This is a genomic window from Sphingomonas ginsenosidimutans, assembly GCF_002374835.1.
GTDB lineage: Bacteria > Pseudomonadota > Alphaproteobacteria > Sphingomonadales > Sphingomonadaceae > Sphingomonas > Sphingomonas ginsenosidimutans.
In genome coordinates, this window is sequence record NZ_NWVD01000011.1 from 53,761 (window position 1) to 66,548 (window position 12,788).

The 12,788-nt window shown below is 66.2% G+C and carries 19 protein-coding genes, 1 tRNA gene and 1 pseudogene; 11 read left to right on the forward strand and 10 right to left on the reverse strand.

What is annotated here, in order from left to right; translation table 11 throughout:
• Positions 1–17 precede the first annotated feature (17 nt).
• From purC to COA17_RS16555, 4 genes are all read left to right on the forward strand, one after another.
• A complete protein-coding gene (gene purC / locus COA17_RS16540) occupies positions 18–797 on the forward strand; it encodes a phosphoribosylaminoimidazolesuccinocarboxamide synthase (protein ID WP_066710613.1) in 780 nt (259 codons plus the stop codon).
• A 61-nt stretch (positions 798–858) separates the two neighbouring features.
• Positions 859–1,089, forward strand: coding sequence for a phosphoribosylformylglycinamidine synthase subunit PurS (gene purS, locus COA17_RS16545; protein ID WP_066484682.1), 231 nt, complete (start codon positions 859–861; stop codon positions 1,087–1,089).
• Positions 1,086–1,754, forward strand: coding sequence for a phosphoribosylformylglycinamidine synthase subunit PurQ (gene purQ, locus COA17_RS16550; RefSeq protein ID WP_066484677.1), 669 nt, complete (start codon positions 1,086–1,088; stop codon positions 1,752–1,754). Before purS ends, purQ begins: the two co-directional genes overlap by 4 nt.
• Positions 1,751–2,197 carry a GFA family protein gene (locus tag COA17_RS16555; RefSeq protein WP_096613887.1) on the forward strand — a complete coding sequence of 149 codons (447 nt, stop codon included), beginning with the start codon at positions 1,751–1,753 and terminating at the stop codon, positions 2,195–2,197. The genes purQ and COA17_RS16555 overlap by 4 nt, the downstream gene beginning before the upstream one ends.
• Here the strand turns inward: COA17_RS16555 and COA17_RS16560 are convergent.
• Positions 2,172–2,915 carry a queuosine precursor transporter gene (locus tag COA17_RS16560; RefSeq protein WP_096613923.1) on the reverse strand — a complete coding sequence of 248 codons (744 nt, stop codon included), beginning with the start codon at positions 2,913–2,915 and terminating at the stop codon, positions 2,172–2,174. The genes COA17_RS16555 and COA17_RS16560 overlap by 26 nt on opposite strands.
• A gap of 58 nt (positions 2,916–2,973) precedes the next feature.
• Here COA17_RS16560 and COA17_RS16565 point away from each other — a divergent pair.
• Together COA17_RS16565 and COA17_RS19940 are read left to right on the forward strand one after the other, a co-directional pair.
• Positions 2,974–3,050: transfer RNA gene (locus tag COA17_RS16565), tRNA-Arg, on the forward strand.
• A gap of 141 nt (positions 3,051–3,191) precedes the next feature.
• Positions 3,192–3,404, forward strand: coding sequence for a hypothetical protein (locus COA17_RS19940; RefSeq protein WP_245857889.1), 213 nt, complete (start codon positions 3,192–3,194; stop codon positions 3,402–3,404).
• Between the two features lie 222 nt (positions 3,405–3,626).
• Here COA17_RS19940 and COA17_RS19945 read toward each other — a convergent pair.
• The 3 genes and pseudogenes from COA17_RS19945 to COA17_RS16580 all read right to left on the reverse strand — a co-directional run.
• Positions 3,627–4,676: pseudogene (locus COA17_RS19945) on the reverse strand (recombinase family protein); the annotation flags it as partial.
• Positions 4,673–5,062, reverse strand: coding sequence for an HVO_A0114 family putative DNA-binding protein (locus tag COA17_RS16575; RefSeq protein WP_096613889.1), 390 nt, complete (start codon positions 5,060–5,062; stop codon positions 4,673–4,675). The gene COA17_RS16575 and the pseudogene COA17_RS19945, both read right to left, overlap by 4 nt.
• The gene (locus COA17_RS16580) at positions 5,059–5,382 is read right to left on the reverse strand and encodes a toxin-antitoxin system TumE family protein (RefSeq protein WP_245857891.1); all 324 of its coding nucleotides are present in this window, start codon (positions 5,380–5,382) and stop codon (positions 5,059–5,061) included. The genes COA17_RS16575 and COA17_RS16580 overlap by 4 nt, the downstream gene beginning before the upstream one ends.
• A 552-nt stretch (positions 5,383–5,934) precedes the next feature.
• Here COA17_RS16580 and COA17_RS16590 point away from each other — a divergent pair.
• Genes COA17_RS16590 through arsH form a run of 5 tightly spaced genes read left to right on the forward strand, consistent with a single transcriptional unit; the run spans position 5,935 to position 8,966 of the window.
• Positions 5,935–6,267, forward strand: a complete 333-nt coding sequence (locus COA17_RS16590; protein ID WP_096613895.1) for an ArsR/SmtB family transcription factor — start codon at positions 5,935–5,937, stop codon at positions 6,265–6,267.
• 11 nt (positions 6,268–6,278) lie between these two features.
• The gene (arsC, locus tag COA17_RS16595; protein ID WP_096613897.1) at positions 6,279–6,707 is read left to right on the forward strand and encodes an arsenate reductase (glutaredoxin); all 429 of its coding nucleotides are present in this window, start codon (positions 6,279–6,281) and stop codon (positions 6,705–6,707) included.
• 3 nt (positions 6,708–6,710) lie between these two features.
• The gene (arsB, locus tag COA17_RS16600; RefSeq protein ID WP_096613899.1) at positions 6,711–7,790 is read left to right on the forward strand and encodes an ACR3 family arsenite efflux transporter; all 1,080 of its coding nucleotides are present in this window, start codon (positions 6,711–6,713) and stop codon (positions 7,788–7,790) included.
• Positions 7,787–8,248: an arsenic resistance N-acetyltransferase ArsN2 gene (arsN2, locus tag COA17_RS16605; protein ID WP_096613901.1), complete on the forward strand. Its 462-nt coding sequence runs from the start codon at positions 7,787–7,789 to the stop codon at positions 8,246–8,248. Before arsB ends, arsN2 begins: the two co-directional genes overlap by 4 nt.
• On the forward strand, positions 8,226–8,966 hold the full coding sequence (arsH, locus tag COA17_RS16610; protein WP_096613903.1) for an arsenical resistance protein ArsH: 741 nt from the start codon (positions 8,226–8,228) through the stop codon (positions 8,964–8,966). Before arsN2 ends, arsH begins: the two co-directional genes overlap by 23 nt.
• A 94-nt stretch (positions 8,967–9,060) precedes the next feature.
• Here the strand turns inward: arsH and COA17_RS16615 are convergent, their stop codons facing one another.
• The 6 genes from COA17_RS16615 to COA17_RS16640 all read right to left on the reverse strand — a co-directional run.
• Positions 9,061–9,300, reverse strand: coding sequence for a DUF2274 domain-containing protein (locus COA17_RS16615; RefSeq protein ID WP_096613905.1), 240 nt, complete (start codon positions 9,298–9,300; stop codon positions 9,061–9,063).
• Between the two features lie 2 nt (positions 9,301–9,302).
• Positions 9,303–10,421, reverse strand: a complete 1,119-nt coding sequence (locus COA17_RS16620) for a TraB/TrbI/VirB10 family type IV secretion system protein (protein ID WP_425442733.1) — start codon at positions 10,419–10,421, stop codon at positions 9,303–9,305.
• Positions 10,422–10,453: 32 nt separating this feature from the next.
• Positions 10,454–11,431: a P-type conjugative transfer protein TrbG gene (gene trbG, locus COA17_RS16625; protein WP_096613909.1), complete on the reverse strand. Its 978-nt coding sequence runs from the start codon at positions 11,429–11,431 to the stop codon at positions 10,454–10,456.
• Positions 11,428–12,117 carry a conjugal transfer protein TrbF gene (gene trbF / locus COA17_RS16630; RefSeq protein WP_096613911.1) on the reverse strand — a complete coding sequence of 230 codons (690 nt, stop codon included), beginning with the start codon at positions 12,115–12,117 and terminating at the stop codon, positions 11,428–11,430. Before trbF ends, trbG begins: the two co-directional genes overlap by 4 nt.
• Entirely contained in the window at positions 12,114–12,536 is a 423-nt protein-coding gene (locus tag COA17_RS16635) for a TrbL/VirB6 family protein (protein ID WP_425442732.1), read from the reverse strand. Before COA17_RS16635 ends, trbF begins: the two co-directional genes overlap by 4 nt.
• Before the next feature lie 37 nt (positions 12,537–12,573).
• A partial coding sequence (locus COA17_RS16640; RefSeq protein ID WP_176484942.1) for an integrase core domain-containing protein occupies positions 12,574–12,788 on the reverse strand: 215 nt, incomplete at its 5' end.

A 12,788-nucleotide genomic window follows, 5' to 3' on the forward strand; every position in this document is an offset into this window, starting at 1 on the left:
AAGAAGGCATCAAGCGAATGGCGCGCAGGCGGCAGATCTACGAAGGCAAGGCCAAGATCCTCTACGAAGGGCCGGAACCGGGCACGCTGATCCAGTATTTCAAGGATGACGCCACCGCCTTCAACGCGCAGAAGAAGGGCACGATCAACGGCAAGGGCGTGCTCAACAACCGCATTTCCGAGCATGTCTTTACGCTGCTGAGCCATATCGGCGTGCCGACGCACTTCATCCGCCGGCTGAACATGCGCGAACAGCTGATCCGGCAGGTGGAGATCGTCCCGATCGAGGTCGTGGTGCGCAACGTCGCCGCCGGATCGCTCGCCAAGCGGCTGGGGATCGAGGAAGGCACCCAGTTGCCGCGCACGATCATCGAATATTATTACAAGGACGACGCGCTCGGCGATCCGATGATCTCCGACGAACATATCGCCGCCTTCGGCTGGGCCAGCCAGGACGAGATGCACGACATCGCGGACCTCGCCATCCGTGTGAACGATTTCCTGTGCGGGCTGTTCGCCGGGGTCGGCATCCGGCTGGTCGATTTCAAGCTCGAGTTCGGGCGCATCTGGGACAATGACTACGGCCGCATCATCCTGGCGGACGAGATCAGCCCGGATGGCTGCCGCCTGTGGGACATGCAGACCAACGAGAAGCTCGACAAGGACCGCTTCCGCCAGGATCTGGGCGGCGAGGTGGAGGCCTATCAGGAGGTCGCGCGGCGTCTTGGCCTGCTGCCCGAAGGCGGCGAGACCGCGGTGCTCGACATGGAAAGCCACCGCAAGCGCCGCGGCAAGTAACCGCCCCGCCGCGTGCGTTGGGCATTGCCCCGCGCGCGGCATCGCGGCATAGCGCGCGGCCATGAAACTGCGCATCCATGTGACGCTCAAGCCCGGCGTGCTCGACCCCCAGGGCAAGGCCATCGAACACGCTTTGGCTGGCCTCGGCTTTGCCGGGGTCAACGGCGCCCGCGTCGGCAAGCTGATCGAGCTGGACGTCGCCGAGGGCACCGCCGATGCGGATATCGATGCGATGTGCCGCCAGCTGCTCGCCAATACGGTGATCGAGAATTACCGGGTGGAGAAGGCGTGAAGACCGCCGTCATCGTCTTTCCCGGCTCCAATTGCGACCGCGACATGGCGGTCGCGCTGGAACAGGTGACGGGCCGCGCCCCGGCGATGGTGTGGCACCGCGACACCGCGCTGCCCGACGGCATCGGCATGGTCGCGGTTCCCGGTGGCTTTTCCTACGGTGACTATCTTCGCGCCGGCGCGATGGCCGCACGCTCGCCGATCATGGCCGCGGTAGCCGCGGCTGCGGGCAAGGGGATGCCCGTGCTGGGCGTGTGCAACGGCTTCCAGGTGCTGACCGAGGCGGGGCTGCTGCCGGGGGCGCTGATGCGCAACGGCGGGCTGAACTTCGTCTGCCGCGACGTCGCGCTGACGGTGGAGAACGCGCAGAGCGCCTTCACCGGCCGCTATGCCGCGGGCGAGCGCGTGTCCTTCCCGGTGGCGCATCACGACGGCAATTTCGTCGCCGATGCCGAAACGCTCGACCGGATCGAGGGCGAGGGCCGCGTCGCCTTCCGCTATGCCGAGCCGGTCAACGGCAGCGCGCGCGCGATCGCCGGCGTGCTGAACGATGCCGGCAACGTCCTGGGCATGATGCCGCACCCCGAACGCCGGATCGAGCCGGCCCATGGCGGCACCGACGGGCGGCGCCTGTTCGAAGGGCTGCTGGAGACGATCGGGGCATGAGCGCGTCCGCGCCGGTCACGGGCGGCTGCCTGTGCGGCGCGGTTCGCTACACGCTGACGGCCGTGCCGGTGCTGACCCGGCAGTGCTGGTGCCGGCTGTGCCAATATCTCTCGGCCGGCGGGCCGACCAACAACATGCTGGTCCCGCGTGACGCGCTGACGATCGACGGCGCGCTGGGTGACTACGTATCGGTCGCCGATTCGGGCAGCGTGATGCACCGCCATTTCTGTCCGACCTGCGGCACGCCGGTGGGCGGCTATGCCGAACCGCGCCCGCATCTCTATGTCCTGCGGATCGGAACGCTCGACGATCCCGACCTGTATCCTCCGCGGCAGACGATCTGGACGGACGCGGCCCCGGCCTGGGCGACGATCCCCGACGATCGCCCGAGCTTTCCCAGGCAACCGCCCGCCCCGCCTACACCTTCGCCCGGAACGGCGTAAAGTTCGTCGCGCGGTCGAACACGTCGACGCCCTCGGCCTTCTTCAGCGCACCGATCACCCAATAGGTCAGCGGCGTCAGCAGCACTTCCCAGCCGACCTTCAGCGCCCATTGCGTGTACAACACCTGGATGACCAGCGCATGCGTCCATCCCTCCGCCCCCCAGAAGGCGAGCGGGTAGAAGATCAGGCTGTCGACCGCCTGCCCCGCGATGGTCGAGCCGATCGTGCGCATCCACAGATGCCGTCCTTCGGTCAGCACCTTCATCCGCGCCAGGACGTAGGAATTGACGAACTCCCCCGCCCAGAAGGCGCACATGCTGGCAAAGACGATCCGGGGCACCTGGCCGAAGATCGTCTCGTAGGCCGCCTGATTGGTCCAGTCCGGCGCGGGCGGCAGCGCGACGACCACCCGCGCCATCAGCGCCATGAACACCGTCGCCGCGAACCCGACCCATATGACGCGCCGCGCATGGGCGTAGCCGTACACCTCGGTCAGGACGTCGCCGATGATATAGCTGACCGGAAAGAACAGGATGCCCGCCCCGAACGGCCACGGCCCGATCCCCGGCAGCACCACCTGCGCCACCTTCCCCGCGCCGAGCACGTTCGACAGCAACAGGATCGCGACGAACGCCGCCATGACCAGATCGAAATAACGGAACCGCCCGTTCGCGACCGCCGTCGCCTCGATCGTTTCCAGTCCGTGTGTGTCCCCCATGCCCGCCATCATGCCGCCCATTCCCCCGCACCGCAATCCGCGCTAGGCGCATCGCCGGGCGCCCGTAGCTCAGTTGGACAGAGCAAGGAGCTTCTACCTCCTTGGTCGGGGGTTCGAATCCCTCCGGGCGCGCCATTTCAGTACAGAACTGCGAACCGCAAAAGCCGCCGTTTCCCCGCTCGAAGCGGCGACGAGGGTTTGAAGCAGGTCTGATTTCCTTCCCATGATGCGAACCTCGTCGTCGGCGACCTCGACGCGCTGGGCGAGGGCGCGCAGGTGATCCCGCCGATAGCCGCCGCCTTCAATCCGCAAGCTCCTGCGTGCCGTCTCCGAAAGGGCGTCGATCATGTCCGGCGTCACGGCCCGATCGCCCGAGCCGTCGAGCGTCATCCGTATCCGCTCGGCGTCTGCCGTGGCCTGATCGCGGATGGCTTTCAGATTGGCGATCCGATCTTTCAGTCCCACATCGTCGAGTTCGGCGACGCCTGATTCGATCGCGTCGTAGAGCCGGTTGAGGCGCTGATCGGTTTCCGTGATTCGCCGGTTCAAGTCTGCCAGATGCTCGCGTCGGCGCTCGGCCCGTTCCTGCCGGCGGTCGAGAAGGCTCGACAGGATCGTCTCCAGCCGCTTCGGTTGGAGAAGGCGCTCTTCGAGATGGCCCGCGACCAGATGGTCGAGCTTGTCCATGCGGATCGAACGGCCTTCGCAGCCCGTCTTGCCCTGCCGCGCCTTGGTCGAGCAGGTGTAATAGGTATACTGCCCGCCATTGCCCTTGCCGGTGCGCAGGGTCATCGCGCCGCCGCACTTCGCGCAGAAGCAGATGCCGGTGAGCAGCGTCGGGCCACTCGATACCCGTGCCGGCACCACCATCGGATTGCGCGATTTGAGACGGGCCTGAACGGCGTCGAACGTCTCCCGCTCGATCAGCGGGGGCACCGCCATGACCGCCACTTCACTCTCCGGCTTCTTTTCGCGGTCTTTGTGCGAGCGCGTGTTGAAGCGGTGCTCGCCGATATAAGTCGTTCGGGTCAGGATCGCGTGGATTTGCGCCAGTCCCCATTTCCCGCCGTCACGGGTGAACATGCGCCGCTCGTTGAGATAGGTGGCGATGGCCTTGACGCCTTTCGGGCCTGACGTGCCGTCGCCTTCGAGGAATAGGCGGTAGATGAGCCTGACCGTTTCGGCGTGCAGCGGGTCGATCTCCAGCTTCTTCTTGGTCTTCGATCCACGTTGCTCGGCCGCGACGATGCGATAGCCGATCGGTGGCCGCGCGCCGTTCCAGAAGCCCTGACGGGCGTTCTCGTTCATGGCGCGCAAGACGTGTTTGGCGTTCTCCTTCGACTGATACTCGTCGAACAGGGCCATGATCTGGCGCATCATGACGTGCATCGGATCGTCGCCCATCTCCTGGGTGATCGACACGAGCTTGACGTCGTTCTTCGCCAGTTTGCGGACGTAAAACTCCAACTCGAAGTGATCGCGGAAGAAGCGGCTGAACGAATGGACCACGACGACATTGAACGGCGCGGGCTTCGACGTGCCGGCCTCGATCATCCGTTGAAACTCGGGGCGGCGATCGTTGGTGGCCGACGCGCCGGCCTCCACGAAGGTTTCGACGAGCTGATAGCCGCGCGAGGCGCAATAGGTTTCGCCCTGCTTGCGCTGATCGGGGATCGACACGTCATGCTCGGCCTGTCGCGTGGTCGAGACGCGGAGATAGAGAGCAGCGCGCTGCGCCACGTTCGGGTTCTGAACGTTCATGCGTGGCCTCCCTTCGCTTCGCTCGGATGCAGCAGCGGCAATTCCAGCGTCACGCGGTCATGCAGCACCTTCGGCACGAGCTTTCGGCCCTGACCCGGCTCCATGCGGACAATCCCATAGGTCGCCATCGTCTTGAGGGTGCGCGACAGGCTGGGCTTCGTCCGTCCGGTAATCTGCGACAGCTCCTCCAGCGAGGTCGGAGCCTGATCGTGGATGACGCGCAGCAGTTCGCGGTTTCCGCTGGACAGGATTTGCGCGAAGGATTCCGTCGAGGTGAACCACACCTTGGGATCGTCCGGCGCGGGCTTTTCCTCGCCTTTGGCGATCCGCATCGTGCGGGCCTTCATTTCCTCATAGTCGGCGATCCCGACTTTCAATGTGGTCATAGCACGCCCCGCTCCTTCAACACCGCGTCCACCGCCTGCCAGAAGTCGGCCAGCAACGTGGCCGCGTCCGCCCAGGCATAAGGCTTCACGGTCTGGAGGCGGTGGCGATGATCCATCGGCTCGCCGCGCCTGCCCCGGCCGACCGGATGGGCGTTATCGAAACCGACCAGCCGTTCGCCCGAAGGGCCGTGAAGCGTGAGCGAGTAGTCGAGGCCGTGCGGTTTTTCCGGCGATGCCGGAACGCGGGTGACGATGAACTTCACCCAATGGCCGCCCTCGGGATCGACGACGAGCACTTGGCCATCGAGGTCCAGAAGCATGTCGAGGCTCGGATCACGATCCTCACTCACGGCCTATTGTTACCATCGGATGGTAACTAATGCAAGGCAGGTTCACCGACTTGCGGTGCAGTGACAGGGTGGAAGAGCCGATCGAGAACGTCGCCGAAATAGCGTTCGAAAATATCGACCTCGGTCACCGTGACCGGGATGCTATCTGGCCAATCGTCGAAGACGGACAACTTCCCGATGTCCAATGCGTCCGGCGATGGGTTGCGCCTCGGTGGCGCTGGATCGTCGCCATAGGCGTAAAGGTCGTCGGGGAGTGCCCTTGGAGCTGCACGGCGGGGCCGCCCTCGTGGGGCGCGACGTCTTTGCGCGGGCATGGAATCCTCCGTGGTTCGCGGCTGGGTTCCGGGCACTCGTGCGGCCCGGAATTAGGTGAACCCTGGAGTGTGATCGACGGTCTGTAGCGTGCCGCATATGTGCGCTCGGGTTGGCGGCACCCCGAGCGCAATGCGTGTCGGTCTTCGAGCTTGTGATTTGAGCAACGAAGAGGATGGCGAAGATTAAGATATCCATTATGCTGGATATATGGAAAACGATTCGGCTATTGTTGCGCTGGGCGCGCTGGCGCAGGGAACGCGCCTGGATGTGTTTCGCCTGCTGGTCCGCCACGAACCCGCCGGGATGGCGGCCGGCGAGATCGCACGTCAGCTCGACGTGCCGCAAAACACCATGTCGGCGCATCTCGGCATTCTCGCCCGCGCCGGCCTGGTCCGCTCCGAACGCCATAGCCGGTCGATCATCTATCGCGCCGATCTGGACGGCCTGCGCGCGCTGACGCTGTTCCTCGTGAAAGACTGCTGCGCGGGCAACGCGGAACTGTGCGCGCCGCTGATCGCCGAACTCGCCCCCTGTTGCTGAAAGGATGCCCCGTGGCTGTCGATATAATCATCTACCACAACCCCGAGTGCGGCACGTCGCGCAATACCCTCGCCATGATTCGCAATGCCGGCATCGAGCCGCACGTCGTCGAGTATCTGAAGACGCCGCCATCGCGCGCGCTGCTGGTCGAGCTGATTGACCGGGCTGGCATGACTCCGCGCGATCTGCTGCGCGAGAAGGGAACCCCTTATGCGGAGCTGGGCCTGGGTGACACGTCGCTCTCAGACGATGCGCTGGTCGACGCGATGATGACGCATCCGATCCTCATCAACCGGCCAGTGGTCGTTTCGCCGCTCGGCGTGAAGCTCTGCCGTCCGTCCGAAGCTGTCCTCGATCTGCTGCCCGTTGCGCAGCGGGGCGCGTTCGCGAAGGAGGACGGCGAACAGGTCGTGGACGCTGACGGCCAGCGGGTCGCCTGATCCATGTCCACGGTCGCACCCGTCGCCGGCCCAGCACCGGCACGCCCCGGCATCGGCACGTTCGAGCGGTATCTGACGCTCTGGGTCGCGCTCTGCATCGTCGCGGGCATCGGCTTGGGGCATCTGCTGCCAGAGCTGTTCGCGACGATCGCGGGTGCGGAGGTCGCGCGCGTCAATCTGATCGTCGCCGTGCTGATCTGGCTGATGATTATCCCGATGCTGCTCAAGATCGATTTCGGCGCACTCGGATCGGTGCGCCAACACTGGAAGGGCGTCGGCGTCACGCTGTTCATCAACTGGGCGGTAAAGCCGTTCTCTATGGCAGCGCTGGGGGCGCTGTTCATCGGCTGGCTTTTCGCGCCGCTGCTGCCGGTGGGCGATGGACCGTCCTACATCGCCGGGCTGATCCTGCTCGCCGCAGCGCCCTGCACCGCGATGGTATTCGTCTGGTCGAATCTCTGTGACGGCGAGCCGACCTATACGCTCAGCCAAGTCGCGTTGAACGACGTCATCATGGTGTTCCTGTTCGCGCCACTGGTCGCCTTGCTGCTCGGCGTCGCCTCGGTGACGGTGCCGTGGGATACGTTGCTGATCTCCGTACTGCTCTACATCGTCGTGCCAGTGATCGCCGCGCAGCTCGTCCGGCGCATCGTACTGGCGAACGGCGGACAGGCCGCACTCGATCGGCTGCTCGTGCGGCTCGGCCCGGTGTCGCTCGTATCGCTACTGGCGACGCTGGTGCTGCTGTTCGGTTTTCAGGGGGAGGCGATCGTCGCGCAGCCGCTGGTGGTCGCACTGCTCGCGGTGCCGATTCTCATTCAGGTCTATCTCAACGCTGGCCTGGCCTATTGGCTGTCGCGGCGGTTCGGCGTCGCCTGGTGCGTGGCAGCGCCGGCCGCGCTGATCGGCGCATCGAACTTTTTCGAGCTGGCGGTCGCTGCGGCGATCTCGCTGTTCGGCCTCAAGTCCGGCGCGGCGCTGGCGACGGTTGTCGGCGTGCTGGTCGAGGTGCCGGTGATGCTGTCGGTCGTCGCGATCGTGAGGCGGAGCCGGCCCTGGTACGAGCGGGGCGCACGCGCATGAGCAGCCTGGTCTTCACCGGCTTCAACCCGGCGCACGACGATATCTTCCGGTCACGCCTTGAAATGAGCAACCTGCCGACCGCTGATCTCAACGGGCCGGATCGCCTGTTTTTCCGCCTGTCGGATGACAACGGCCTGATTGGCTATATCGGCCTGGAGGGCGCTGGCCCCGACCGGCTGCTTCGCTCGCTCGTCGTGATGGGCGGGCGGAGAGGGCAAGGCTATGGCCGTCAGCTTGTCGACCGACTGGAACTGCTGGCGCGCGATGGCGGCATCGAGCGGCTGCATCTGCTGACGACCACCGCCGCCCCGTTCTTCCATGCCCTCGGCTACGCGATCACCGATCGGGCATCCGCGCCCGCGCCGATCGCCGCCTCGGCCGAGTTCTCGATGCTCTGTCCCGCGAATGCCACCTACATGAACAAAGGGCTTGTCGATGCCGCTGCGCGACCTTCCTGATCCCGACCACCTCCCGGCGCTCGATCCGGCCTATATCCGTCAGCGCCCCGCGCTGGGCCTCGGCCCGCTCGATCCCGCGCCGCGCATCCTCCTGCTCTACGGGAGCCTGCGCGAGCGGTCCTATTCACGCCTCTGCATCGAGGAGGCGGCGCGCCTGCTGCGCCTGTTCGGGTGCGAGACGCGCATTTTCGATCCGTCCACGCTGCCGCTGCCCGACAGCCATGCCGGCGACGATCATCCCGCCGTCCACGAGCTGCGCGAACTGTCGATGTGGTCGGAGGGGCAAGTGTGGTGCAGCCCCGAACGCCACGGCCAGATCGCCGGCATCATGAAAGTGCAGATCGACCATCTGCCGCTCTCGATGGGCGGGATGCGCCCGACGCAGGGCCGCACGCTCGCCGTCATGCAGGTCTCGGCGGGATCGCAGTCGTTCAACAGCGTCAACACGCTGCGCGTGTTGGGCCGCTGGATGCGGATGGTCACGATCCCTAACCAGTCATCGGTCGCCAAGGCATTCAACGAGTTCGATGATGCCGGGCGCATGAAGCCGTCGAGCTATTACGACCGGATCGTGGACGTGATGGAGGAGCTGGTGCGTTTCACAATCCTGCTGCGGCCGCATACCGCCCAACTGTTCGATCGTTATTCCGAGCGGAAGGAAGCCGGCAAGCCCATCGATCCAAACTCTGATTTGTCGACCATCGCGACCGCGCCCTGATTTTCAGACACTCGGAAGACCGAGATGGGCGGAAGGGTGTCGAATCAGAGAATAGACAGTAACGGGCCGAATGACTTGAATTTGCGACGGCGAGTCAGGTGGATTGAGACTGATAGGCGGTGGCACGGCGAGCCTTGGCGAAGCCGCGATCAGTGGCGATGAAGCGTTCGAGCATCGGCACGATCAGCTTCACGGGATCGGCGGCAGGCTGGCCCGTCTCGCGGGCCAGCACCGCGGCATAGGCGGCGAGATCGCGGTGAAGCGTCGCCGGCAGTTCCACCGTGATCTTCACGGGCTTGTCGTCGGTGATCGGGCCGAGTTTCAGCTTGGTCATGGTCAGTTCCCGTAGGGTTCGAGCACGATGTCGCGGGTGACGATGACGCGGACGGGGAAGCCCGGCCGGATGGTCAGCGTCGGCGCGACGTTGAGCTGACGGCGAACGATCTGTTGTCCGGCGTCGTTAATGGTGTCCTGCCCGCCGTTGCGGATAGCGCGGAGCAGGCGGTCCTGGTCATCGACGGCGAGTTCGGAGCCGACCGACAGCAGGGTCGAGAGGCCGGCCGCCTTCGCCAAATCCCACCAGTGATAATCGACGCCATCCTCCAGCCCGGCATAGCCCTGGCCGTCCGCGCCTGGTTGGCGTTCGAGCACGATGGATCGGCCGTTCGGCATGATGAGCCGGTTCCAGACGAGCAGGACGCGGCGCTGACCGAACTGAACGGCATTGTCATACTGGCCGATGAGCCGCGCGCCCTGGGGCACGAGCAGGATGCGCCCGGTCGGGCTGTCGTAGATGTTCTCCGTCACCTGCGCGGTGATCTGGCCGGGAAGATCGGAACGGATGCCGGTGATGAGCGCGGCGGGGATGACGGCCCCGGCCTGAAGCACGAAGGGCGATGCCGGAGGGGTGACGCGATCCGGCGTCACGGTGCGGCGGTCGGCGGCGGCGTTGAGGAACGCGAGTTGCTTGTCCTGCGCCGTCGCCTGTCCCGGTTGCGTCGCCATGTCGATGCCCGCAAGTCCCGGCACGGCATTGCTTCCGGGCGTCGTGGCTGGCCCGCCCCGCGTCTGGAAAAACACGGTGCTGGTGCGCGCGGCTTCTTCCTCGGCGCGGCGGCGCTGTTCGGCTTCGCTGATGCCAGGCGCGGGAGTGGCAACGGCCGGCGCGGCAACGGGCTTGCCGGCATTCTGCGCATCGAGGATCGGGCGGCCGAGGTCGCCGGGCAGCGGCGGCCCGAGCACCGGCCCGGTATAGTCCTTCGGCAACCCGGCGAGACCATCGGCAGCCTGCCGGTTGGTGGTCGAGTAGAGTTCTTCGCTTTGCTGCCCGGTGCCATGCGTCTGGAGTGCGTAGATCAGCGCTCCGCCGACGCCGACGAGCGCCACGGCGGCGGTGCTGGCGAGCACCTTGCGCGACAGGCGGGTGACGCGCGGCGGCTCGGCGCGGAGCCGCATCGGTGCGGCATTGGTGGTGGTTTCGGTGTCGCTCATGATGCTGGCCCTCCGTTTGTACTCCGGGCGTCCGTGCGAACGATCCTGACACTCTGCTGGCGGTCGCCGCTGCCGAGACGCAGTTCGGCCGCGCCGAACAGGCGGTCCACGATCAGGATGTGTCGATAGATGCGGCCGTTGGCGATCTGGGCTTCGCCGTCCGGGCCGATGACGAAGAGCGGCGGCATCTCGCCCTGGACGATGCCGGCCGGGAACTCGACATAGACGTGGCGGCCATCGTCATAGACCGCGACGGGCTTCCACGGTGGATTGCCGGTGCCGGTCAGTGCGTAACGATAGTTGCGCGCGGAAGCAGATGGAATGACGGGCGTCGCCGGCACGCTCGGGCGCTGACCAGCGGGCGGCTGCGGATAGGACCAGGCGACAGCCGGCATATAGGGTTTCTCGCCGGATCGCAGTTCGAGCATGTAGGTGCGTCGGTCGGTCGTGACGACGAGATTGGTGCTGATGTCCGGCCGGCTCGGCTTGACGAGGATATGGACGCGCCGCGTGACGCCCGAGTCGGATTCCGTGTCGCCGATGATCCAGCGGGCGGTGTCGCCGGCCGCGATCGGTCCCGCGCCGGTCAGGCTCTCGCCGGCTTCGAGCGCGATGTCGGTGATCTGACCGGGCGCGGCATAGACCTGATAGAGTGCGCCTTCGCTCCACGGATAAATCTGGATGGCGTTATAATAGCCATCACGGCGCGGCTCGACGCGGGCGGCCGTGTTGGCGTTCTCGACGCGCCCTGTCGGCGTGCTTGCGGCAGTGCCGCCGCGCGCCACGGTCCAGGCGGGCGGGATCAGCACGGGCTTCGGCCGGCCGTCGGTGACGGTGGCGGGAACGGCCGGCAGAGGCGGGACGCTGGCGTCGTAGCCGATCGCCGGGGGCTTCTCCAGACTGGCGCAGCCAGCGAGCGTGGTTGCGGAAAGCAGGGCTGCGGCAATCGTGGCGCTATGGTGGACCGCTCTCATTGGCCGATCTCCCGCGACCATGAGATGGCGTTGACGTAGATGCCGAGCGGATTGGCCTTGAGCCGTTCGGCATCACGCGGCGGCTGTAGGACGATGGTCAGGATCGCGGACCACCGTTCGGTCGCGGAAAGCTGGCCGTTCTCGTAGCGGCGCTCGATCCAGGCGACGCGGAAGCTGTCCGGCGAGGCGCGGATGACGCTCGATACCTCGACGGCGACCTGTTGCTTGCCGACCTTCGTGAACGGGTCGTTGGTGCGGGCATAGTCGTTGAGCGCCGCCGCGCCGCGATCGGTGGTCCAGTCATAGGCGCGAAGCCAGTTCTGCCGGACGATGATCGGATCGGCGGGAATGCTCCTGACCTGTTCGATGAAGCGGCCGAGATGCCATGCGATCTGCGGATCGGTCGGGCGGAATTCGGCCGTGGCCGGGGCCACGGCCTGCGCCTGGCCGAGCTCGTCCACCTGCACCACCCACGGAACGACGGTCCCGCGCGCGGACTGATAGACCAATGCCCCGGCGAAGCCTGCCGAGAGGGCCAATGAGCCAAAGGCCATGATGCGCCAGTTCTTCGCCTGGACGCGGGCCGAGCCGATGCGTTCGTCCCAGACCTGGGCGGCGCGTTGATAGGGTGTCTCGGGTTCGGGAGTCTTGCCGTAATGCACGGCGGGTCGTTTGAAGAGGTTCATGAGCGGTCGCTTTCGGAAAGGTTGACGGAAGAACCGGAGCCGTGGCCGTCGCCGGAGCGGACGGCGTGGGCGGCGGCGCTGATGCCGTGGCTGACGGTCTGGTTGCGTTTCATCCGCCTGGCCCATTCGGGAGCGCCGGCACTGGTGTTCGGGGCGGACGCGGGCGCGGCTTCGCCCGCGTCGCCTACGCTGCCGGCGGTCGAGGAACCGCCCGTCGCGCCGAACCCGGCCTTTGCGCCATCGGCGAAGCTGGATTTGACGCTATCGACGGCCTTGCGAAGCGGTGACGATGCCGCGTTGCCGGCCGCACGGCCGACGCCTGCCAGGCCGGACGCCACACCGGACGCGCCGGACTGGCCGAGCGAACCGAGGCTGTAGGCAGCGGAAGCCGCGCCCGCTGCGGTCGCGCCGCCTCGCACGGCTGAGCAGCCCCCACCGGGTGGTCCGGGTTGTTCGTTAGTGCATTGTCGTCTCCGCCGCCATTGCCGGGCGTAGGTGGAGCGAAGCGGAACCGGAGGCCGGTGATGGCGATGTTGCCGATTCCGGGGCCGGTGGGCGGTAGCCCAGGCTGCTGTGCGGCCGGACGGTGTTGTAGTGACGGCGCCACGCCTCGATCAGCACCCTGGCCTCGGCGAGGCTGTAAAAGATCTCACCATTGAGCAGTTCGTCGC